Here is a 20,938-nt window from a genome sequence, read left to right on the forward strand (position 1 = left end):
AGCGGCCCGGATCCTCCGGCGGGTCCTGGATCCGTACGGTCGAAGGGCGTCGGAGGAGCGTGTGCCCGAGGGGCCCGGCGCGCGTCGACGTTCGCCTCAGGGGGAGATCCGCATGACCCGCATGACCCGCCCGACCCGCACAGCGCGTACCCGGAGTGCGGGCAGCACACGGCGCGTCCGGACGGCTGCGGCGTCCGCCGCGGTCGTCGCCCTCGTCGCGGCGGTCTCCGCCTGCGGGGCCGACGCAGCGGACGACGAGAAGCCCGAGCACCGCTCGTTCGCCCTGCACGGCCGCACCCTGACCGTCGACTCGGACGACTCCGCGCTGGAGCTCGTGGTCGCGGACTCCGACGATGCCGACGAGGTCGAGGTCACCCGGTGGTTCGAGGGGAGCGTCGTCATGGGCGGGGAACCCAGGGTCACCTGGACCATGCGGGACGACCGGCTCGTCCTGCGGATGAAGTGCTCGGGTGTCGTCGCCGACTGCTCCGCCCGGCACCGGATCGAGGTGCCGCGCGGGATCGCCGTCAGCGTCGAGGACGGCGACGGGAGCGTGACGGCGAAGGGGTTCGAGGAGCGGCTCAGCATCCGCACGTCGGACGGTTCCGTCCGCGTGACGGACTCCGCCGGCCCGCTGGACCTGCACAGCGGCGACGGTTCGATCACCGCCCTCGGCGTCGACTCGCGCCGTGTGCGTGCCACGACCGGGGACGGCTCCGTACGGCTCGAACTGGGCGTCGTACCGCAGCTGGTGGAGTCCCGCAGCCAGGACGGTTCCATCACGATCGGGCTGCCCCGCGAGACGTACCGGGTCACGGCCGGGAGCGACGACGGTGCCGTGGACGTGTCCGTGCCCCGTGACGACAAGAGCCCCCACGTCGTGTCCGCCCGCGCCGGCGACGGGAAAGTCACGGTGCGAACCGCGAACTGATGAGCCCGTGTGTTCGTCCCTATCGGGTGGGAGAATGACACCGGGTAGCGGATGACAGCACGGGAGAGGGATGTGACGGCGACACCTTCGCAGCCGTACACGCCGTATGTGCCAGGTGCGGAGCAGCCACGCCGTCGCCCTGCGAACCCCCGGACCGGCCGCGCCGCGAAAACGGCGCGCGCCGCCGGTGTCCCCCGCGCCGCCCGGGACACACTGGCCCTGGTCGCGCTGCCGCTGCTCGCCGTGCTCGCCCTGCCGGCCGCTTTCGCCGGCGGCGGCACGCGGCGCTGGTTCGGGGGCCGCTCGGAGAGCCAGCGGGCGGAGGCACAGGCCGCGAAGGACGCGGCGGCCGCCGCCTTCTACGAGCTCGACACCGCCCAGCGCGATCTGCGGATCTCGATAGAGACCATCCGGGCCGTCGACGACTCCCCCGCGGCCCGTCGCGCGCTCTCCGACTTCGAGGCGCTCGGCCGGCGCATCGACGAGGCCAGCCACCAGTACATCAACGCGGTCGACGCCCACGACCTGGACCACGACGACCTGGAGGCCTCCGCCGCCGCGCAGGCCCGCACCGAACTCACCGCCGCCAAGGACGAGCTGGGCCGGGTCAAGCAGGACCTGGACCGTTTCGGCCAGGGTCTCGAGCCGCTGCTCGGCAAGGCCGAGACGCAGCTCGCCCGGCTCGCCCCGGCCGTCGAGCGCGCCCGCCAGGCCCTGCTCGCCGCCTCGAACGCCCTCGACGCCGTACGCGGCTCGAAGCTGAGGGCCGACGATCTCGCGGCCCGGCTCGCCGCCCTCGGCCCCGAGCTGACCAGGCTCAACCAGGGCGCGGGACAGCACGGCGTACCCGAGACGCTGGAGCGCGCCGAGCGGGTCGCACGCGAGGCCGAAACGGTTCGGGCCGAGGCGCAGCGGCTTCCCGAGCGGGCCGCCGAGATCGACCACCGGCTCGTCTCGCTGCGCACCCGCGCGGAGGCACTGACCACCCGGTCCGGGCAGGTCGAGCCGGTCCTCAGCGAGCTGCGGCGCCGGTTCACGGCCGCCTGCTGGCAGGACCTGCAGCACGTGCCGGACCATGCCGGGGAGGACCTGCGGCAGGCGGAGCTGAAGCTGAAGGAGGCGCAGGCGGCGCGTGACGACCAGCGCTGGCCGGACGCGACCGCGCTCCTGTCCACGGTGCGGGCGCTGCTGAACCACACCGACGAGGCCGTCTCCGCGGCCGGTGACCGGCTCCGGCGGCTCAACGCCGTCGCGAAGGACCCGCAGCACGAGATCGACCGCACCCGCTTCGCGATCCGTGACGCGCAGCGGCTCGCCATGACGGGCCGCAACACTCCCGACCCCCGGCATGCCCGCCCGCTCGACGAGTCGGTGGCCCGCCTGGACCGTGCCGTCGCCTCGCTGGAGAGCCGCCACCCCGACTACTGGCACTTCCTCACGGAGACGGAGGCGGTCCGGCGGACGGTGGCGGAGGTGGTCGGGCGGATCCGTGAGGAGCGCGGAGGCGGGGCGTGAGGCCTCGTGCTGTGCTGCCCCCGGGCGCGTGAGGAGTTGCGGCGCGCCCCTGCCGGAGGTAGGGGTCCTCTCCTCGCTCCGCGTTCGGGGCAACGGGTTTTTCCTTGCGGTGACTGGGTCCGCGGCACCCCTCCCCCGCGACCGGGGCCGCCTGATGTTGCCGGTGCCGGTCCTGCGGGCGGATCCTTGGAGACACGTACACCTCCGCTGACGGCCGAGGGAGGCGAACATGGCCACACAAACACTTCATTCGGGGTCGAGGCGTCGCATCCGGTTCGACGAGCATCTTCCGGTGGACCACCATCTCAGCAGGTTCTACCGGGTCGGCGCCGGACTGATGGGACTCGTCCTGCTCGCCTTCGGGGTCCTGGGCCTGATCGACAGGATCGGGTTCTTCGACACCCGCGGCGACACGGTGGCAGGCCTGAGCACCAACGGCGCCCTGAGTGTCATCTCGATCTGCGTCGGCCTGCTGCTCTTCGTCGGCATGGTGATCGGCGGGAACTTCGCCTCGACGGTCAACATGATCGTCGGCGTTCTGTTCATCCTCAGCGGCTTCGTGAATCTGGCGCTGCTCGACACCGACAACAACTTCCTCGCCTTCCGTATCCCGAACGTGCTGTTCAGCTTCGTGGTGGGCGTCATGCTGATGTTCTTCGGCATGTACGGGAGAGTCGGTTCCGCTCTGCCGCACGACAACCCGTACTGGCGCTCCCGCCATCCCGAACAGGCGGAGACCGAGGAACGGGTGCGGGGCGGGATCGACGCGGCGCAGGGGATGGGGCACCGACGGGGGCACCTCGCGCCGGGGCGCGGCGGTCAGCCCGTGGGCGACTCGGACTCCGGTCCCGGCCGGCGCTGAGTTCCCGGCCCCGGGGGCGGGGTCCGGCCTCGCGTGACCGGTCCCAGGCCACGTTCGGGGCCGGCCGGCTTCAGCTCCGGCTCCGGGGCCCGGCGAGGGGCGGCGCCGGTTAACCTGTGCGCATGCCTCGCTACGAGTACCGCTGCCGGACCTGCGGCGACACCTTCGAACTGAGCCGCCCGATGGCGGAGTCCTCCGCCCCCGCGGCCTGCCCTTCCGGTCACGACGACACGGTGAAGCTCCTGTCGACCGTCGCGGTCGGCGGCTCCGCCTCGGCCTCCGCACCCGCGCCCCAGGCGGGCGGCGGTGGCGGTGGCTGCTGCGGCGGGGGTTGCTGCGGCTGAACCGTGGCGGGCGCACCGGGAGGGTCGGCCCACAGGGCCAACGAGCGTGTTTCCTTGCGGGTGCTCGCCCACACGGGTTCGTGGTCAGGTACGGGAGAAGCTGTCGCAGACGATCGCGTTACGGACGTTGTCCGGGTAGAGGGTGCGCAGGTACCACCGACCCGCTGCCCCTGCGGATGATCCGCAGCAGCCGCCGGCCCTCGTCATCGTCGGTCTCCCGGACCTGCACTCGTTCAGCCACGTGATCATTCTGGCCGTCCGGTTGCCGCGCCGGGCGACACCGGTCTGTTGGTCGGACTACGGGAGGGCGCGCCGGGCGGTAGCACATCCCGCTCGGGCGTCGACGGCTTCTACGACCGGGCGGTGGCGTCGGACCACCGCTTTGCCAGGATGCGCCGGTTCCCGCCCGGAGCCGGCCGGGTGGTCAGTCCAGTGCGGGGCGTGTGCGGCGTGCGGTGTGCGCGGGCCGCCCGACCGCGGCGTACCAGACCAGGGCCGCACATATGAAGGCCGTCGCCGCGGAGACCAGTGACCTTGTGAGGGTGTCGGGCCGTGCGCCGGAAACGAGGGCGACGATCAGTGCCAGCGCCAGGGCGATGACATGCAGCGCACGAGGGCTCCGCGTGGCGCCCGGCGCGGCGGCCGTCGGCAGCAGCCAGGTTGCGAGGCCGTAACAGGCACAGGCCAGCAGTGTGGCCCCCAGCACTTCGCTGGGCCGGTGGCCGCCCATGGTCGCGCTGGCGGCGGCGATGCAGGCGAGCCACAGCACACCGGCCGTGGCGACGTAGGGGCGGATGCGGGGGGAAACCACGAGGACGGCGGCGAGGGTCAGCGCGGCGGGGATGACCGTGTGCCCGCTGGGAAAACCCTGATCAAGGAGATTCTCGGGCGCGCCCACCAGATCGGGGCGGGGCACGGTCGATTTGAACACCTCCTTGGCTCCGATCGCGAGAATGGCGACCCCCAGCGCCGCGAACCCCTGCCGCCAGCACCGTCGCACCAGGGTGAGGAGCACGATGACGGCCAGGCCCGCCATCACGGTGGGCTTGGCGCTCAGTTCCAGCGGTGGCAGGGGCGTCGAGCCGTAGACCGATCCTGACAGGGGGTAGATCCATGCTGCTTCGCCACCCTGTTTGCCGAGGTAGAACCACGGGTTCTCAGCTCGTTGCCCCCACGGGGTGCAGATGGCGAGCAGGTAGACCGTCAGGAACCCCAAGGTGTACAGCAGGGCCGGCATCCACGGCCGCGTCGTACACGACGGGCTGGTGTCGTCGGGGGCCTCGGGGGCCTGCTTTGAGGCCCCCGGACGGTGCGCGGGCAGGGACGGAGAATCGTGCTGAGTCATCGCTCTGTTTCTTCCGTTGGGGGGAGTTCGGTCACGCGTGCCTTCCGGCACGACGTGGGCCGCCGGGCTCGGCCGGCCCACCGGGGGCCCGCTCCTATTCGGCGAGTGCCTGCCCCTGTCGGCGCTGGGCGGCGATCGCCAGGGCGGGGAGGGGTGCGATCAGCAGGATGAGGACGACCAGGTCCGGAAAGGACTGCATGAACGTGTCCGGCCGGACGACGATCGCCTGCGTGCGGACGATCGCGAACGCCGCCACGGGGATCAGCCACCGGTGGTCGCCGGTGGCGGCCGTCGCCACCCACGCGGCGATCAGCGCGGCGACTTCGAGCACGAACAAACCGCGCTGGAAAGCCGGACTGACGGAGATGATGTGCAGGCCCCCGGCCACGAACATGGCGAGCACGACGGGGGCCAGCCAGCGGTACGAGCGGCGTCGCAGACGGCTGGGACGGCAGAGCGCCAGCACGGCGCACGCGGCGCACAGTGCCCCCGACAGCACCAGGTCACGGGCCGTTATGGGGGCGCCGAGACCGTAGTAGCCCAGGCCCGCCTTGCCCTCGTCGCCGAAGAGGGTGCGGCCGTGGGACGTGGCGCCGGCCCACATCATGGCTGCCGCGGCCGGCAGCGCGATCCACGGTCTGCCGCGCAGCAGGGCGATCAGGCAGCCCAGCGGGAGCAGCCCGTAGGGCAGCAGCCGTATCCGCGTGGGACCTTCGGCCCACGGGTACCAGCCGGAGAAGTGGAAGGCGATGGCGTGCTGTCCGGGGTCGATGTGCAGTGCCCAGTGCCAGACATCCTGCAAGTACGGAACCAGCGCCAGTACGGCGAAGACCAGGGCGGTCAGATGGATGCCGTCCAGCCACCACGGCCGGGCCGTGTCGTCGACGACGGCACGGGCGCGGGCCTGCACCCCGGCGCGCACCAGGGCGGCAACTTCCCGCGGCGGGGGCCAGGAGCGGCCGGGATACGCCTCGGACAGGCAGGCCAGCACCTCCTCTCCCTGCCGGGAACGGTAGGGCTCGGGATAGGCCGCAAGCAGCAGACGATTCATGCCGGGGCCGCGCCGGCGTCCCGCGAGTGTCCGATGACGACGGCCGCCGCCTGCTGCATCCGCAGCGCCTCCCGGCCGAGCGCCTCGGTGCCGTCCTCGGTGAGCCGGTAGTAGCGCCGCGCCCGCCCGTCCACGATCTCCTCATGGCCGGCGGCCACCAGCCCGGCCCGCTCCATCCGCTCCAACGCGCCGTAGAGAGTGCCGACAGCGATCCGGAGCCTCCCGTCGGTGGCCCGCTCGGCAGCCTTGATGATGCCGTAACCGTGCAACGGACCATCCATGAGCGCAGCAAGGATGAAGTACTGCGGTTCCGTCAGGGGCGGATTCTGTCTGGTCATGCATCGAGCATATATCGAGCTACGAAATATATCTGCACCCCTGGGTGACCACCGGCAGCACTTCCCGCCCGCGGCGAGCGTCACCCTCTCCCGGCCGGCGGGCGGGTGTCGCGTGGGTGACCCCGCCCTCAGCTTCCCTTCAGCTCCCGTCTCCTAGCGTGGCCGCATGACAGCCATCGCAGCGGCGACCACCGCAGCCGGGCTCGCTCAGGGCGGCGCGCCCCAGTGGGTCAGTGACCTCATGGCCGGGCTCGGCGCGCCCGGCGCGGGTCTCGCCATCGCGCTGGAGAACCTGTTCCCCCCGTTGCCGAGCGAGGTCATCCTGCCGCTCGCCGGCTTCGCGGCGAGCAGCGGCCGGATGAGCCTGCCGGCCGTGCTGCTGTGGACGACGCTGGGCTCGGTGGCCGGGGCGCTCGCGCTGTACGGCGTGGGGGCGCTGCTCGGCCGTGAGCGCACGCTCGCGCTGGCGGCCCGGCTGCCGCTGGTGAAGGCCTCCGACGTCGAAAGGACCGAGGCCTGGTTCCTGCGGCACGGCCCGAAGGCCGTGTTCTTCGGGCGGATGATCCCCGTCTTCCGCAGCCTGGTCTCGGTGCCGGCGGGCGTGGAGCGCATGCCACTGCCGTCGTTCCTGGGGCTCACCACGCTGGGCAGCGCCATCTGGAACACCGCCTTCGTGCTCGCGGGCTATCTGCTGGGCGACAACTGGACCCAGGTCACGGGTGTCGTCTCCGCGTACTCGAAGGCGGTGCTCGCGGCGGCCGCGCTGGCCGTGCTGGTCTTCGTGGGGCTGCGGCTGTTCAGGCCGGGCGGGGGCCCTCGCAGGCGGCGAGGAACTCCCGGAGGATCCGCTCCCCGGCCGCGACACCGAGCTCCGGAAGAGCGGTGATCGCGGGGGCGGTCCAGCCGGCCTCGGCGAGTTCGCCGTGGCCGGGACGCCAGCCCCGGTCGGCCGCGAGCAGCAGATCGGCGTCGAGGAGCGAGTCACCGGCGGCCAGCGTGCGGGCGGCGCCGGTGCGACGGGCGACCTCGCGCATGGCCGCGCTCTTGGTGAGCGGCTTCGGAACGGCGTAGATCTTGCGGCCCTGCAGGGAGACGGTCCAGCCGCGGTTCTCGGCCCACACGGCGAGTTCCTTCACCCAGTCCTCGGGGAGCAGTTCGCGCTCGACGACGAGGTAGACGAAGAGGTCCTCGGCGACGCGGTGCTTGCGGACCCAGAGCGGGTCCGACGTGGCGGCCATGTGCTCGCGCACCTCGGCGAGGGAGGCGCATTCGTTCGTCAGGCGTTCGGTGACCCGGGCGTGCCAGTCGGGGTCGGAGACGCCGTCGACGAGGAGGTGACCGCCGTTGGCGCAGATCGCGTACCGCGGGGCGGGGCCGGGGAGGCTGATGCGCCGGTACTGCTCGCGGGTGCGGGTGGTGGTGGGCACGAAGAGGGCGCTGGTGCCGAGTTCGGTGAGGAGACCGGCGGCGGTCTCGGTCATGTAGGACAGCGGCTTGCCCTCGTAGATCTCGACGCAGAGCAGCCGGGGGGCCTCCGCGTCGGGCACGGCGAGGGAGAGCGCGGCGGTGGAGTAGATGAGGGTGCGGTCGAGGTCGCTTGCGACGAGCACCTGGGGCGGGGCCATCAGGCGGTCACCGCCCGGCCGTCGGCGCCGGTCGCCCCGCGGGTGAACTTGGGGTGGATCAACCCCACGCAGGTGTAGGGGAGTTCGGCGACCTCCTCGACGGGGACGCCGCGCTGTTCGGCGAGCAGGCGTACGTGGTCGAGGTCGGCGCCGGCTCCGGCGCGGGCGAGGATCTTCCAGGGGACGCGGCGCAACAGGACGCGGGTGGTCTCGCCGACGCCGGGCTTGACGAGGTTCACGTCGTGGATGCCGTACTCCTCGCTGATCCGCTCCACTGCGGCCCAGCCCTCCCAGGTCGGGGCGCGGTCGGCGGCGAGCAGGTCCTTGGCCTGTGAGTCGACCGCGTCGCAGACGTCGGGGAAGTGGGCGGCGACGGCGTCGAGGAAGTCGGCGGAGACGTCGGTGGCGGCGAGTTCGCGGTAGAACTTGGCGCCGTGGTAGTCGTGTTCGCCGACGAGGTCGGCGCGCAGGACGGTGCGGGAGATCAGCCCGGAGACGGTCGAGTTGAGGCAGGCGGAGGGGATGAGGAAGTCCTCGCGGGTGCCGTAGGTGCGGACGCAGGCGCCGGGGTCGGCGAGCACGGCGATCTCCGGGTCGAATCCGGTGATGCCGTCGGACGCCTCGAACTCCTGGACGGCCTGGGCTAGTTCGCGGGTGATGGCGCCCTTGCCGGTCCAGCCGTCGACGAACACGACGTCGGCGGGGTCGTGGTGGGCGGCCAGCCAGCGCAGGGCGTTGGCGTCGATGCCGCGTCCGCGCACGATGGAGACGGCGTAGTGCGGGAGGTCGAGTCCGTGGCGGTACTGGGCCCAGCGCCGCATGAGGACGCCCACGGGGGTCCCGGCGCGGGCGAGGGAGACGAGGACGGGCCTGGGTGAGCGTTCGGCGAGCACCAGTTCGGTGACGGCGCCGACGGCCAGGGCGATGCGGGCGGCCGAGGTGCCGAGGGCCGCGTGGAACAGCTCCTGGTACTGCTCGCTCGGCTGGTACTCCACCGGCAGTGACTCCGCGTAGTGGGCGCCCCCGCTCTGGATCGCCTCCTCGCGTTCCTCGGTCGGGGCCTCCAGACGGACGTCCGAGAGGTCCTGGAGCAGCCAGCCGACGTCGTCCGGTGCGTACGAGGAGAAGGCGGGGCCGCGGAGGGGCGCGGGGAGCATGAGGGGCCTTTCGGTGGCGGTGTGCCGCGGGGCCGCGTGCGGCGCGGCACCGGAGGCGGTCGCCGGCGACGGGACGTGGGAGGGGACGACGGCGAGCAGGACGGCGGGGGTGTGCGCGCCGAGCTGGGCCAGCAGTCCGTCGGGGGCGTGCAGCTCGGGGGTGTCGGCGGCGGAGTCGACGACGGCGACGACGGCGTCGAATCCGGCACCGGCGACGTTGTAGGCGTAGCGCGGGCCGGGTCCGTCGTCGGGGTGGTCGTGGGCGGGGAAGACGAGACGGGTGCGTATCGCGTAGCCGGGGTCGTCGACGGCTAGGACGGGTGAGCGGGTGGTGGTGGAGTACCGCACCTCGGCGTCCGTGGCCTGCTCCAGTTCCCGCGCCAGCCGCAGCGGGGCGTACATCAGCTCCTCGAAGCCGAGGACGAGGACGCGCCGGGCACCGTCGGGCAGGGCGCGGGCGATCCGGGCGGCCATGGCGGGCAGCGCGTCCTCCAGGCGTGCGCGGTGCGCGGGGGTGAAGCCGTGGCGGCCGCCGTCGGGTACGCCCTGCGGCCAGCCGAGGGCGACGCGACGGACGTCGCCGGTGCGCTCGGGGGTGTGGAAGGCGGGGGTGGCCGGCTCGTGGGCGGCGACCAGCGCCTGCCCCTTCTCCAGGACGCCGTCCGGGAGGACGACCGTGCCGGAGGCGGCGGTGACCAGGTCGATGCGGGCACCGATCTCGCGGCCGAAGTCCTCCAGGCGTCCGAGGTCGGCGGCGGAGCGCAGGTCGACCAGGGCGACGACGACGTACCGCTCGCGCGGGTAGCGCTCGTGCAGGGCGCGGACGGTGTTCAGGACGGTGTTGCCGGTGGAGAACTCGTCGTCGACGAGGACGAGCGGGCCGGGGCCGGCGAGCAGCCGCGGGTCCTCGGGGAGGAGCAGGTGGGAGGTGGCGTGGGAGTGGGACTCCTCGAAACCGCCCGCCCGTGCGACGCCCGGGACGGGGCGGCGGGTGGAGTGGAGGTAGGGGGCCACGCCGATGCCGTCGGCGACGCAGTGGCCGAGGCCGGTGGCGGTCTCCGCGTAGCCGAGGACCACGGCCGTGGGCGCCTCGTCGCCCAGCAGTTCGCGGACGCGCCGGCCGAGCGCGAAGCCGTACCCGTGGACGAGGGAGGGCGACTGCGGGACGTGTTTGCCGAGCACGTTCGAGACGAGGAGGTGCGCCCGCTTGGGGTTGCGCCGCAGCGCGAGTCCCAGCAGGCCGGGCAGCTTCTCGTCACCGACGAGTTCGACCCCGAGCCGCCGCGCGACCCAGGTCCCCGTCCACTCCACGTTGTTCATCGATTCCTTGTTGGTTCGGGTCGGTCCGGCCGTCCGGTCGGTCCTGGCGGCCTGTTGTCCGGGCGCCTGTGGTGTCGGGCGGCCGGTCGGTCCTCGCTGCTTCAGGAGCACAGTCCGGCGGCGAGCAGTTCCACGAAGCCGATGTCCTCGTTGGCGACTCCGAAGACCTCGGCGCGCTGGAGGGTTCGTTCGGCCCAGGCGCGGTGCGGCTTCACCTCGTTCATCTTGTTCGTGTACGCGGAGCGGAGCACCCCGCCGCCGCACCGGTCGGGCCGCAGGATGTCCTTGGCGTCGCTGTACTCCTCGTGACTGACGACGGACAGCGCGTGCACGGGCAGGACGTGCGAGGGGTGGATGCAGGTCTTGCCGAGGAGGCCGTTGGCGCGGTCGAGGGCGATCTCGCGCAGCAGGCCGTCCATGTCGTGCTCGATCAGGGTGGCGCGCAGGTGCTCGGCCGCCGGGGTGAAGGGGCTGCGGCGCAGCTGTGGCTTGAACATGCGCTCCTGGAGCCGGAAGTACTCCCAGACGGGTCCGGTCACGGTGAATCCCGTGCCGTCGGCGCGGCCGAGGACGTTCACCACGTCGGCGATGACGGAGGCGACGATCTGGACGTCGTAGGCCGTCATGTCGGGCGGGCGGCGCAGTCCGTACGCGGAGCAGAAGTCGGTGACGCCGAGGCGCAGCGCGAGGACTCTCTCGCGGTACTTGTCGACGGTGCGGTAGATCCCCTCCAGGGTCTCCCGGCGGCTCTCCAGGTGGAGCAGTTCCGGCGACTCCAGGACGGGCATGGCGAACAGGCGCCGCCCGCTCGTCGCCTCGGCCTCGGTGAGGGCCTCCAGGTAGGGGGTGCCGCGCTCCTCGGTGAACTTCGGCAGGACGAATCCGGACAGCAGCCGGACGGCGGGGCCGAGCCGCTGGACGAGGTCCGGGATCTGCTCGGGGGCGCGGACCCGCACGAACAGCAGCGGGAGTGCCGCGTCGGGCCGTCCGGCGAGGTCGGTGAACTGCCTGACCAGGTTCTCCTCGCCGTACGCGACGTCCGCGTCGTCGATCGAGTCCTCCAGGCACAGCACCATGGAGACCACACCGCGCCCGGACTGCTTGACGATGTCGTCGGCGAGCTGCGGGCGGGTGGCCGGGCTGTAGAGGGTGGCGCCGAGGGCCGCGGCGAGGACGTGGGCCGGGGATTCCGCGCTGAAGTCGCACGGCTCCCGGTGGAAGAGGCGCTGGCGCTCCTCAGGGGCGATGTGCCCGAAATGACGCATGGGTCTCCCCCGTGGCGGCTGGACGGCCTGACGTGATGTGGCCGGTAATAGTACGTAGATATCCATGACGGCAGTTCCCAGCGAGCATGAAGTTCTGGTAACCCAGCTGTGTCCGATGCCTGCTGTTCCCGTACGGAAGCCGAGTACCCCGCGTTGTCGTGACCAGGCCCGAGAGGGCAGGATGACCGCATGACGCACGCGATGCTGAAGGGGTCGAACGTCCCGCTGGACGCCACAGCGGTGCGTGCCGTGCTGCGCTGGGCGCCCGGGCAGGGCGTTCCGGACGTCGATGCCTCGGCGCTGCTCCTCGGCCCCGACGGTCGTGTGCGATCCGACGAGGATTTCGTCTTCTACAACCAGCCCCGGCACCCGTCGGCCAAGGTCTGGCGGCTCGGCAAGAAGCGGGTCGCCGAGGGACTCACCGACACGATCCAGACGGATCTGGCGGGTGTCGAGTCCGCGGTCGGCCAGATCCTGCTGGTCGCCTCGGCGGACGGGGTCACCTTCGACCGCGTGCGCGACCTGCGCATCCTGCTGTACGACGCGTCGGTCGCCGAGGGTGAGCCGCTGGCGTACTTCGACATCAGACCGGAGACCGGCGCGGAGACGGCGCTGATCTGCGGGGAGCTCTACCGGCGCGGCGAGGGGTGGAAGTTCCGGGCGCTCGGCGAGGGCTACTCGAACGGTCTGCAGGGCCTCGCGACCGACTTCGGCATCTCGGTGGACGAGTCGGAGCCCGGCTCCGCGTCCGAGGAGACGTGGGCGGCGCCCCCGGGTTCCGCCGAGGAGACGTGGGCGGCGCCAGCCGGTCCGCCCGAGACGTCGGTGCCGCTGCCGCCGGAGCACCCCGCGCCGGTGCCGCAGCAGGCCTCGCCGTCCGCCCACGGCTATCCCCCGGCGCCCGCGCAGCAGCCCGGTTACGGCTATCCGCAGCCGGCCCGGCCGGCGGACGGGTCGGCGTACGGCTATCCGCAGCCGCAGACGGCGGCCGTCGAGCCGCCCGCTTACGGCTATCCGCAGCCGGTCGGACCGGTGCCGGACCCGGACTTCGAGCTGCCTCCGCAGGGCCCTCAGTTCATCGGCCGCTGACCGGCTCGCCGCCGGGCCCGGTGCTGCCTTCCGCGGGGCGGCACCCGGCGCGGCGGCGCGTGGTGCTCACCGGCCGGCCTTCGACTTGTAGCCGCGGCCCCACTGCAGGCCCCAGCCGTACAGGCGGTCCAGTTCGGCCTGGAAGCCGTACACGAATCTGACCTCGCGGCGCACGGTCAGCTCGCCCTTGTTGTTCTCGATCATGACGACGGCGCAGGACCGTGCCTGCGGGTGGCGCTCGTCGAGGCCGATCTCGATCCGGGGGCCGTTGCTCGGGTAGAGGGTGACGACGGCGTGCGTACGGTCGAAGGCGGGGGTCTGGTCGTAGATGTAGACGAAGACGAGCAGCCGTTTGATGTCGTCGCGGTGGTCGAGGTTGACGAAGATCGTCTCGCCGGATCCGGAGCCGAAGCGGTCGTCGCCGCTCAGCTTCACGTACGGCGGGGCGTTCAGTTCGCCGAAGAAGCCGCCCAGTGGCTGGACCACGCCCTTCGAGCCGTCCATGAGCTCGTACATGCAGCCCAGGTCGAGGTCGACGTTGACCATGCTCTGGGTGTGCGCCTGGACCACTTCGGGCTTGAACGCCTGGAAGGGGTGGCGCAGCAGGCTGCCGCGCTCGGGCCCGCCGATGTCGGAGGTGCGCATCCGCCAGGACAGGTTGACGCGCAGGTTGCCGGTGGCCGCTCCCTGCTGGGTGAGCGAGACCTGGCGGTGCCGCTTGGTCAGTTCGATGGCGTTGGTGGACGCGCTGCCCGAGTCGAAGTCCGCCGACCGGCCGCGCCACAGGTCTTCCCAGAAGCTCATTTCCGCCCCCCACATGCCTGATTCTTACGTCGTACCCCTGACGTCCCCGCTCCGCGCGGTGGTCCGTGCGGCGCACGTCCGCGTGGACCATGCCGTGCGGGGCGGCACCGAGGACGCGTCCTCGGTGCCGCCCCGCACAGAGCGTTCCTCATCGGGCGGGGCGTCAACCCCCCGGCCCGGTGCGTGTGTCAGACCCCGGACGGGACCTCGGTCTTGTCGTCCGAGCTCTCACCTTTTCCCTCGGCGGCCGCGAGCGCCTTGTTGCGGCGCACCGAGGACCAGAAGGACCAGGCGATCAGGATGACGCCGACGAGGCCGGTGATGACCTCGTGGATCTGGTACTGGATGGTGACCAGCAGGATCACGGCGAGGGCGCCGATCGCGTAGTGCGCGCCGTGCTCCAGGTAGACGTAGTCGTCGAGGGTGCCCTGGCGGACCAGGTAGACCGTGAGCGACCGGACGTACATGGCGCCGATGCCGAGGCCGAGGGCCATCAGCACGATGTCGTTGGTGACGGCGAAGGCGCCGATCACACCGTCGAAGGAGAAGGACGCGTCCAGGACCTCGAGGTAGAGGAACATGAAGAACGCGGCCTTGCCGGCGAGGACCACCGCCGACGGCTTCTTGCCGGTCTGCCTGGCCTCTTCCTCGGCCTCGTGCTCGCGCTCCTCCTCTTCCTCGAGCTTGTCCTCGAAGTAGCCGGAGAGACCACCGACGATCATGTACGTGATCAGGCCCGCGATGCCGGAGATCAGGACCGTCTCCGCCTTGTCGGCGTGCGCTCCGCCGTGCTGGTGGGCGTGGGCCGCGAAGGTCATGGAGGTGATCATCAGGGCGATCAGCGCGATGCAGACCGACAGCATGTCGACCTTGCCGAGCTTGGCCAGCGGGCGCTCAAGCCAGTTCAGCCACTTGATGTCCCGGTCCTCGAAGATGAAGTCGAGGAAGATCATCAGCAGGAACATGCCACCGAAGGCGGCGATCGCCGGGTGGGCGTCGGTCACCAGCTGCTGGTACTGGTCCTTGTCCGTCAGCGCGAGGTTGACCGCCTCGATCGGGCTCTTCTTGGCGGTCACCGCCACGATGACGACGGGGAAGACGAGCCGCATGCCGAAGACGGCGATCAGCACACCGACCGTGAGGAAGATCTTCTGCCAGAAGGCACTCATCTTCTTCAGGATTCCGGCGTTGACCACCGCGTTGTCGAAGGACAGCGAGATCTCGAGGATGGACAGGATCGCCACGATGCCGAAGCCGGTCCACCCCCCGTAGAGCACCGCCGCGACCAGGCCGAGTGCGGTGACCGCAAACGACCAGCCGAAGGTTTTCAGAAGCACTGGCTACCCAATCGTGTATTGGGGGCGCCCCCAAGCGGAGCCTGGAGGAAGGTTTTCCCCGTGCCGTACTCGGCTTTACCTAACGTTGACCTCGAAGTGTAGAGCGCGGTCCGCTCGGTCGGCACGGGCGGGCCCCGCAACCGCCTAGGAGACGTTGACCCCGAAGTCCAGAGCAATGCCCCGCAGACCTGACGCGTACCCCTGCCCGACGGCACGGAACTTCCACTCGTCGTGGTAGCGGTAGACCTCACCGAAGATCATCGCGGTCTCCGTGGAGGCGTCCTCGCTGAGGTCGTAGCGCGCCAGTTCCTGGCCGTCGGCCTGGTTGACGACGCGGATGAAGGCGTTGCTGACCTGGCCGAAGGTCTGCCCGCGGTTGTCTGCCTCGTGGATCGAGACCGGAAAGACGATCTTGTCCACGGTGGCGGGGACCTTGGAGAGGTCGATCAGGATCGACTCGTCGTCACCCTCGCCCTCACCGGTGAGGTTGTCGCCGGTGTGCTCCACCGAGCCGTCGGGGCTCTTGAGCTGGTTGTAGAAGACGAACCACTCGTCACCGAGCACCCGGCCCGCGTTGCACAGCAGCGCGCTGGCGTCGAGGTCGAAGGGGGCTCCGGTGGTGGAGCGTGCGTCCCAGCCGAGCCCGACCATCACCTGCGTGAGGTTGGGTGCGGCCTTGGAGAGGGAGACATTGCCTCCCTTGGCGAGTGTGACGCCCATGATGCTGGTCCTCCCCGAGATGGAACTTCAGTTGTCCGGCGGTCCGGCGCCGCCGTCGAGCGCGTCCGGCGCCGCACTCGAAGTGTGCGGCGCCGGACGGGTGAACCCAGGGCCCCGGGGGGCCCGCTGTCGGCTCAGACGTTCACGCCGAAGTCCTGCGCGATGCCGCGCAGGCCCGAGGCGTATCCCTGGCCGATGGCACGGAACTTCCACTCCGCGCCGTGGCGGTAGAGCTCGCCGAAGACCATCGCGGTCTCCGTCGAGGCGTCCTCGGAGAGGTCGTAGCGCGCGATCTCCGCCTCGCCCGCCTGGTTCACGACGCGGATGAACGCGTTGCGGACCTGGCCGAACGACTGCTGGCGGTTCTCGGCGTCGTAGATCGAGACCGGGAACACGATCTTCTCGACGTCGGCCGGGACGCCGGCGAGGTTGACCTTGATCTGCTCGTCGTCGCCCTCGCCCTCACCGGTGATGTTGTCGCCGGTGTGCTCGACGGAGCCGTCCGGGCTCTTCAGGTTGTTGAAGAACACGAAGTTGGCGTCACTGCTGACCTTGCCCTCCGCGTTCGTCAGGATGGCGCTGGCGTCGAGGTCGAAGTCGGTGCCGGTGGTGGTACGGACGTCCCAGCCCAGACCGATGATGACCGCGGTCAGGCCGGGCGCCTCCTTCGACAGCGAGACGTTGCCGCCCTTGCTGAGGCTGACTCCCACGAGTCCTCCCAAATGGTGTCCAGGGGCGGGGAGCCCCGTCGTGCGTCGGTATCGGATCAACGTGTCGATCCTAGTGACGGGTTCCCGTACCCTGCAGGGCTTGGGGCCGAAGAATCACAGGGTGTCGAGCGCCCTGACGTACTCGTTCAGGTCACGTGCGTCCGGCAGACCGTTGACGACGGTCCACTGGACGACGCCGTCCCTGTCGATGATGAAGGTGCCCCGCACGGCGCATCCCTTGTCCTCGTCGAAGACGCCGTACGCGCGCGAGACCTCGCCGTGCGGCCAGAAGTCCGACAGGAGCGGGTAGTCCAGGCCCTCCTGCTCGCCGAAGACTCGCAGGGTGTGGATGGAGTCGTTGGAGACGGCCAGCACCTGCGTGTCGCGGTCGGTGAAGCGGGGGAGCTCGTCGCGCAGGGCGCACAGCTCACCGGTGCACACGCCGGTGAACGCGAACGGGTAGAAGAGCAGCACCACGTTCTTCTCGCCGCGGAAGTCGGACAGCCGCACCGTGGCGCCGTGGTTGTCCTTGAGTGCGAAGTCCGGGGCCTTGGTGCCGACCTCGATCGCCATAGTCACACGCATCCCTTCCAGGGGGCCGTTCGGGTGACGACCAGCCTACGCAGGGATCCGCCCGAAGGCAGGACGGCCCCGCGCATGGGCGGGGCCCCCGCCGACGGCTGGTCGGCGGGGGCCCCGCACACGTTGCTGCGGGCAGCACGAGTACTGCCCTGAGGGAGAGAAGAAAAGCGGAGTTCAGCGCTTCGACTTGGCCGCCTTCGGCGTGGCCAGCCGGCTGCCGCTCCAGTCCTTGCCCACGCTGACGGTCTTGGTCTGGGACAGACCCGCGGTCGTCGCGGCTTCGGCGATGTCGCTCGCCTCGACGTAGCCGTCGCGGCCGGTCTTCGGCGTCAGCAGCAGGATCGTGCCGCCCTCTTCGATGTACGTGGTGGCGTCCACCAGCGCATCCGTCAGGTCGCCGTCCTCGTCGCGGAACCACAGCACCACGGCATCGGCGACGTCGTCGTACTCCTCATCCACGAGCTCGCTGCCGATGACTTCCTCAATGGCCTCGCGGAGCTCCTGGTCGACGTCGTCGTCGTAGCCGATCTCCTGGACCACCTGCTCGGGCTGGAACCCCAGCCTGGCGGCAGGGTTCGTCCTCTCCTCCGCGTGGTCCGCGGTCGCGCTCACGGGTTGCCTCCTGATCATGTTTCGTTAGGGGTCTTCCCCCCGCTCGTGTCAGGAGCTGGGAGAAGTCTTCAGCCACGCGCGTGCGCGAAGCATTGGCCGTAGTCCACACGGGCGGGACGGATCGCGCAAGTACCCGGCCGTCGAGACCGCCGAAACGGTGACGATCCCGGCCGTGTCGACGCAACTCCAGGCATGCAATCACAGGCACGCGTGACGCACACCACGCTCTTCTGCCCGGTTTGCGAATTAGGGACCCTCCGAGGGTACGGGAGTCGAATGGCTTTGCGGAACGCGTGCCGGGCTGGGCGTATCGTTGCGATTCGGCCCGACCCGCCCCGACCTGGCTGGACGAACGTGATGGTTACCCCTCGGTAGAGATGACGATCGCGTTCCCCGGGTCCACGATGGGGAACGGTGCAGACACCTGGAAACCCAGGGAAACATGGCCCTCTGACAGTGAAGGAACAGCGTGGCTTCCGGATCCGATCGCAACCCGATCATCATTGGCGGCCTTCCGAGTCAGGTACCTGACTTCGATCCCGAAGAGACCCAGGAGTGGCTCGACTCCCTCGACGCCGCCGTCGACGAGCGCGGCCGGGAGCGTGCCCGCTATCTGATGCTGCGGCTGATCGAGCGGGCCCGCGAGAAGCGCGTGGCCGTGCCGGAGATGCGCAGCACGGACTACGTCAACACGATCGCGACCAGGGACGAGCCGTTCTTCCCCGGCAACGAGGAGATCGAGCGCAAGGTCCTCAACGCGACCCGGTGGAACGCGGCCGTGATGGTGTCCAGGGCCCAGCGCCCGGGCATCGGCGTCGGCGGCCACATCGCGACCTTCGCCTCCTCCGCCTCCCTCTACGACGTCGGCTTCAACCACTTCTTCCGCGGCAAGGACGAGGGTGACGGCGGCGACCAGATCTTCTTCCAGGGGCACGCGTCGCCAGGCATCTACGCCCGCGCCTTCCTGCTCGACCGGCTGAGCGAGCAGCAGCTCGACGCGTTCCGGCAGGAGAAGTCGAAGGCGCCGTACGGGCTGTCGTCGTACCCGCACCCGCGGCTGATGCCGGACTTCTGGGAGTTCCCGACCGTGTCCATGGGCCTCGGCCCGCTCGGCGCGATCTTCCAGGCGCGGATGAACCGCTACATGGAGGCGCGCGGCGTCGCGGACACTTCCAAGTCGCACGTCTGGGCGTTCCTCGGGGACGGCGAGATGGACGAGCCGGAGTCGCTCGGCCAGCTGTCGATCGCTGCGCGCGAGGGCCTGGACAACCTGACGTTCGTCGTCAACTGCAACCTCCAGCGGCTCGACGGCCCCGTGCGCGGCAACGGCAAGATCATCCAGGAGCTGGAGTCGCAGTTCCGCGGCGCCGGCTGGAACGTGATCAAGCTGGTGTGGGACCGCACCTGGGACCCGCTGCTCGCGCAGGACCGCGACGGCGTGCTGGTCAACAAGCTGAACACCACGCCGGACGGCCAGTTCCAGACGTACGCCACCGAGACCGGCGCGTACATCCGCCGGCACTTCTTCGGCGACGACCACCGGCTGCGCGCCATGGTCGAGAGCATGACCGACGACCAGATCCTGCACCTGGGCCGCGGCGGGCACGACCACCGCAAGGTCTACGCGGCCTTCGCGGCGGCCAAGGCGCACAAGGGCCAGCCGACGGTGGTCCTCGCCCAGACGGTCAAGGGCTGGACGCTGGGGCCGAACTTCGAGGGCCGCAACGCCACGCACCAGATGAAGAAGCTGACGGTCGACGACCTCAAGGGCTTCCGCGACCGGCTGCACATCCCGATCTCCGACAAGGAGCTGGAGTCCGGCGCCCCGCCGTACTACCACCCGGGCCGGGACTCGGAGGAGATCCAGTACATGCACGACCGCCGCAAGGGCCTGGGCGGTTACGTCCCGACCCGCGTGGTGCGGTCGAAGCCGCTGCCGCTGCCCGAGGACAAGACGTACGCGAGTGTGAAGAAGGGCTCCGGTCAGCAGTCGATCGCCACGACCATGGCGTTCGTACGACTGCTGAAGGACCTCATGCGGGACAAGGAGATCGGCAAGCGTTTCGTGCTGATCGCCCCCGACGAGTACCGCACCTTCGGCATGGACTCGTTCTTCCCGAGTGCGAAGATCTACAACCCGCTCGGCCAGCAGTACGAGGCCGTCGACCGGGATCTGCTCCTCGCGTACAAGGAGTCGCCGACCGGTCAGATGCTGCACGACGGCATCTCCGAGGCGGGCTGCACGGCCTCGCTGATCGCCGCGGGTTCGGCGTACGCGACGCACGGCGAGCCGCTGATCCCGGTGTACGTCTTCTACTCGATGTTCGGTTTCCAGCGCACCGGTGACCAGTTCTGGCAGATGGCCGACCAGCTGGCGCGCGGGTTCGTGCTCGGCGCGACCGCCGGCCGCACGACCCTGACCGGTGAGGGTCTGCAGCACGCGGACGGCCACTCGCAGCTGCTCGCCTCGACCAACCCGGGCTGCGTCGCGTACGACCCGGCGTACGGTTTCGAGATCGCGCACATCGTGCAGGACGGTCTGCGCCGGATGTACGGCTCGACCGAGGAGCACCCGCACGGCGAGGACGTCTTCTACTACCTCACCGTCTACAACGAGCCGATCCAGCACCCGGCGGAGCCGGCGGACGTCGACGTCGACGGCATCCTCAAGGGCATCCACCGCTTCAGCGCGGGCACCGCGGGCTCGATCCCGGCGCAGATCATGGCGTCCGGCGTCGCCGTCCCGTGGGCCGTCGAGGCGCAGCGGATCCTCGCCGAGGAGTGGAACGTCCGGGCCGACGTCTGGTCGGCGACCTCCTGGAACGAGCTGCGCCGCGAGGCGATCGAGACGGAGCGGCACAACCTGCTGCACCCGGAGGAGGAGCAGCGCGTCCCGTACGTGACGCGGAAGCTGTCGGGCGCGGAGGGCCCCTTCGTGGCGGTCTCCGACTGGATGCGCTCGGTGCCGGACCAGATCGCCCGCTGGGTGCCGGGGACCTACCAGTCCCTGGGCGCGGACGGCTTCGGCTTCGCGGACACGCGCGGTGCGGCGCGGCGCTTCTTCCACATCGACGCGGAGTCGATCGTGGTCGCGGTGCTGACCGAGCTGGCGCGCGAGGGGAAGGTCGACCGGTCGGTGCTGAAGCAGGCGATCGACCGCTACCAGCTCCTCGACGTGACGGCGGCCGACCCCGGCGCGGCGGGCGGCGACGCGTAGGCGTCACGTCCGTCGGGTGTGCGTGAGCGGCTCCGCCGCGGGCGCGTGCGCCGGGGGTGAACCGGAAGGGCGGCGGGGCCTCGGCTCCGCCGCCCTTCCGGGTTTTCTACGATG

19 protein-coding genes are annotated in these 20,938 nt (G+C 70.8%); 7 read left to right on the top strand and 12 right to left on the bottom strand.

The features are described from left to right. The first annotated feature begins 121 nt into the window (after positions 1-121). The 4 genes from ACFYP4_RS05215 to ACFYP4_RS05230 all read left to right on the top strand — a co-directional run bounded on the left by ACFYP4_RS05215 (position 122) and on the right by ACFYP4_RS05230 (position 3,652). Complete coding sequence (locus ACFYP4_RS05215) at positions 122-931, top strand: DUF4097 family beta strand repeat-containing protein (RefSeq protein WP_358854351.1); 810 nt, start codon at positions 122-124, stop codon at positions 929-931. Between the two features lie 72 nt (positions 932-1,003). Then, positions 1,004-2,446, top strand: a complete 1,443-nt coding sequence (locus ACFYP4_RS05220) for a hypothetical protein (RefSeq protein WP_388782963.1) — start codon at positions 1,004-1,006, stop codon at positions 2,444-2,446. Positions 2,447-2,675: 229 nt separating this feature from the next. Next, positions 2,676-3,308: a DUF4383 domain-containing protein gene (locus tag ACFYP4_RS05225; protein ID WP_388782966.1), complete on the top strand. Its 633-nt coding sequence runs from the start codon at positions 2,676-2,678 to the stop codon at positions 3,306-3,308. A gap of 122 nt (positions 3,309-3,430) precedes the next feature. Next, positions 3,431-3,652, top strand: coding sequence for a zinc ribbon domain-containing protein (locus ACFYP4_RS05230; protein ID WP_358854342.1), 222 nt, complete (start codon positions 3,431-3,433; stop codon positions 3,650-3,652). 424 nt (positions 3,653-4,076) lie between these two features. Here ACFYP4_RS05230 and ACFYP4_RS05235 read toward each other — a convergent pair whose 3' ends face one another. From ACFYP4_RS05235 to ACFYP4_RS05245, 3 genes are all read right to left on the bottom strand, one after another. Further along, positions 4,077-4,997 (bottom strand): phosphatase PAP2 family protein, encoded by a 921-nt coding sequence (locus tag ACFYP4_RS05235; RefSeq protein ID WP_388782969.1) that lies wholly within the window; start codon positions 4,995-4,997, stop codon positions 4,077-4,079. A gap of 94 nt (positions 4,998-5,091) precedes the next feature. Further along, positions 5,092-6,048 (bottom strand): hypothetical protein, encoded by a 957-nt coding sequence (locus ACFYP4_RS05240; RefSeq protein WP_358854340.1) that lies wholly within the window; start codon positions 6,046-6,048, stop codon positions 5,092-5,094. Then, on the bottom strand, positions 6,045-6,386 hold the full coding sequence (locus ACFYP4_RS05245; protein ID WP_069759425.1) for a PadR family transcriptional regulator: 342 nt from the start codon (positions 6,384-6,386) through the stop codon (positions 6,045-6,047). The genes ACFYP4_RS05240 and ACFYP4_RS05245 overlap by 4 nt, the downstream gene beginning before the upstream one ends. Positions 6,387-6,552: 166 nt before the next feature. Here ACFYP4_RS05245 and ACFYP4_RS05250 point away from each other — a divergent pair, with 166 nt between their 5' ends. Further along, a complete protein-coding gene (locus tag ACFYP4_RS05250) occupies positions 6,553-7,272 on the top strand; it encodes a DedA family protein (protein WP_388782973.1) in 720 nt (239 codons plus the stop codon). Here the strand turns inward: ACFYP4_RS05250 and ACFYP4_RS05255 are convergent. From ACFYP4_RS05255 to ACFYP4_RS05265, 3 genes are all read right to left on the bottom strand, one after another. Beyond that, positions 7,184-8,011 carry an HAD family hydrolase gene (locus ACFYP4_RS05255; protein ID WP_388782976.1) on the bottom strand — a complete coding sequence of 276 codons (828 nt, stop codon included), beginning with the start codon at positions 8,009-8,011 and terminating at the stop codon, positions 7,184-7,186. The genes ACFYP4_RS05250 and ACFYP4_RS05255 overlap by 89 nt on opposite strands. Continuing rightward, positions 8,011-10,488, bottom strand: coding sequence for a phosphoribosyltransferase (locus ACFYP4_RS05260; RefSeq protein ID WP_358854337.1), 2,478 nt, complete (start codon positions 10,486-10,488; stop codon positions 8,011-8,013). The genes ACFYP4_RS05255 and ACFYP4_RS05260 overlap by 1 nt, the downstream gene beginning before the upstream one ends. 101 nt (positions 10,489-10,589) lie before the next feature. Next, positions 10,590-11,753: an HpcH/HpaI aldolase/citrate lyase family protein gene (locus ACFYP4_RS05265; RefSeq protein ID WP_388782978.1), complete on the bottom strand. Its 1,164-nt coding sequence runs from the start codon at positions 11,751-11,753 to the stop codon at positions 10,590-10,592. A gap of 189 nt (positions 11,754-11,942) precedes the next feature. On the opposite strand from ACFYP4_RS05265, the gene ACFYP4_RS05270 reads away from it, so the two are divergent. Then, positions 11,943-12,842, top strand: coding sequence for a TerD family protein (locus ACFYP4_RS05270; protein ID WP_388782981.1), 900 nt, complete (start codon positions 11,943-11,945; stop codon positions 12,840-12,842). 66 nt (positions 12,843-12,908) lie between these two features. Here the strand turns inward: ACFYP4_RS05270 and ACFYP4_RS05275 are convergent, their stop codons facing one another. The 6 genes from ACFYP4_RS05275 to ACFYP4_RS05300 form a co-directional block, all read right to left on the bottom strand. Then, positions 12,909-13,646, bottom strand: coding sequence for a Tellurium resistance (locus ACFYP4_RS05275; RefSeq protein WP_388782983.1), 738 nt, complete (start codon positions 13,644-13,646; stop codon positions 12,909-12,911). A 188-nt stretch (positions 13,647-13,834) separates the two neighbouring features. Next, the gene (locus tag ACFYP4_RS05280) at positions 13,835-14,983 is read right to left on the bottom strand and encodes a DUF475 domain-containing protein (RefSeq protein ID WP_358854333.1); all 1,149 of its coding nucleotides are present in this window, start codon (positions 14,981-14,983) and stop codon (positions 13,835-13,837) included. 144 nt (positions 14,984-15,127) lie between these two features. Further along, entirely contained in the window at positions 15,128-15,703 is a 576-nt protein-coding gene (locus tag ACFYP4_RS05285; RefSeq protein WP_358854332.1) for a TerD family protein, read from the bottom strand. A gap of 134 nt (positions 15,704-15,837) precedes the next feature. Continuing rightward, a complete protein-coding gene (locus ACFYP4_RS05290; protein WP_358854331.1) occupies positions 15,838-16,413 on the bottom strand; it encodes a TerD family protein in 576 nt (191 codons plus the stop codon). Between the two features lie 114 nt (positions 16,414-16,527). Beyond that, positions 16,528-16,986: a peroxiredoxin gene (locus tag ACFYP4_RS05295; RefSeq protein ID WP_358854330.1), complete on the bottom strand. Its 459-nt coding sequence runs from the start codon at positions 16,984-16,986 to the stop codon at positions 16,528-16,530. Between the two features lie 183 nt (positions 16,987-17,169). Next, on the bottom strand, positions 17,170-17,607 hold the full coding sequence (locus tag ACFYP4_RS05300; RefSeq protein ID WP_183116860.1) for a DUF3052 domain-containing protein: 438 nt from the start codon (positions 17,605-17,607) through the stop codon (positions 17,170-17,172). 469 nt (positions 17,608-18,076) lie between these two features. On the opposite strand from ACFYP4_RS05300, the gene aceE reads away from it, so the two are divergent. Further along, on the top strand, positions 18,077-20,824 hold the full coding sequence (gene aceE / locus ACFYP4_RS05305; RefSeq protein WP_358854329.1) for a pyruvate dehydrogenase (acetyl-transferring), homodimeric type: 2,748 nt from the start codon (positions 18,077-18,079) through the stop codon (positions 20,822-20,824). Positions 20,825-20,938: the final 114 nt, after the last annotated feature.

It is taken from the genome of Streptomyces sp. NPDC005551, assembly GCF_042871785.1.
Classification (GTDB): Bacteria; Actinomycetota; Actinomycetes; order Streptomycetales; family Streptomycetaceae; genus Streptomyces.

Coding starts and splice junctions, on each gene's coding strand:
- ACFYP4_RS05225 (WP_388782966.1), top strand. CDS start 2,676: ATGGCCACACAAACACTTCATTCGGGGTCGAGGCGTCGCATCCGGTTC.
- ACFYP4_RS05255 (WP_388782976.1), bottom strand. CDS start 8,011: ATGGCCCCGCCCCAGGTGCTCGTCGCAAGCGACCTCGACCGCACCCTC.
- ACFYP4_RS05285 (WP_358854332.1), bottom strand. CDS start 15,703: ATGGGCGTCACACTCGCCAAGGGAGGCAATGTCTCCCTCTCCAAGGCC.
- ACFYP4_RS05240 (WP_358854340.1), bottom strand. CDS start 6,048: ATGAATCGTCTGCTGCTTGCGGCCTATCCCGAGCCCTACCGTTCCCGG.
- ACFYP4_RS05245 (WP_069759425.1), bottom strand. CDS start 6,386: ATGACCAGACAGAATCCGCCCCTGACGGAACCGCAGTACTTCATCCTT.
- ACFYP4_RS05265 (WP_388782978.1), bottom strand. CDS start 11,753: ATGCGTCATTTCGGGCACATCGCCCCTGAGGAGCGCCAGCGCCTCTTC.
- ACFYP4_RS05250 (WP_388782973.1), top strand. CDS start 6,553: ATGACAGCCATCGCAGCGGCGACCACCGCAGCCGGGCTCGCTCAGGGC.
- ACFYP4_RS05215 (WP_358854351.1), top strand. CDS start 122: ATGACCCGCCCGACCCGCACAGCGCGTACCCGGAGTGCGGGCAGCACA.
- ACFYP4_RS05235 (WP_388782969.1), bottom strand. CDS start 4,997: ATGACTCAGCACGATTCTCCGTCCCTGCCCGCGCACCGTCCGGGGGCC.
- ACFYP4_RS05230 (WP_358854342.1), top strand. CDS start 3,431: ATGCCTCGCTACGAGTACCGCTGCCGGACCTGCGGCGACACCTTCGAA.
- ACFYP4_RS05270 (WP_388782981.1), top strand. CDS start 11,943: ATGACGCACGCGATGCTGAAGGGGTCGAACGTCCCGCTGGACGCCACA.
- ACFYP4_RS05260 (WP_358854337.1), bottom strand. CDS start 10,488: ATGAACAACGTGGAGTGGACGGGGACCTGGGTCGCGCGGCGGCTCGGG.
- ACFYP4_RS05275 (WP_388782983.1), bottom strand. CDS start 13,646: ATGAGCTTCTGGGAAGACCTGTGGCGCGGCCGGTCGGCGGACTTCGAC.
- ACFYP4_RS05295 (WP_358854330.1), bottom strand. CDS start 16,986: ATGGCGATCGAGGTCGGCACCAAGGCCCCGGACTTCGCACTCAAGGAC.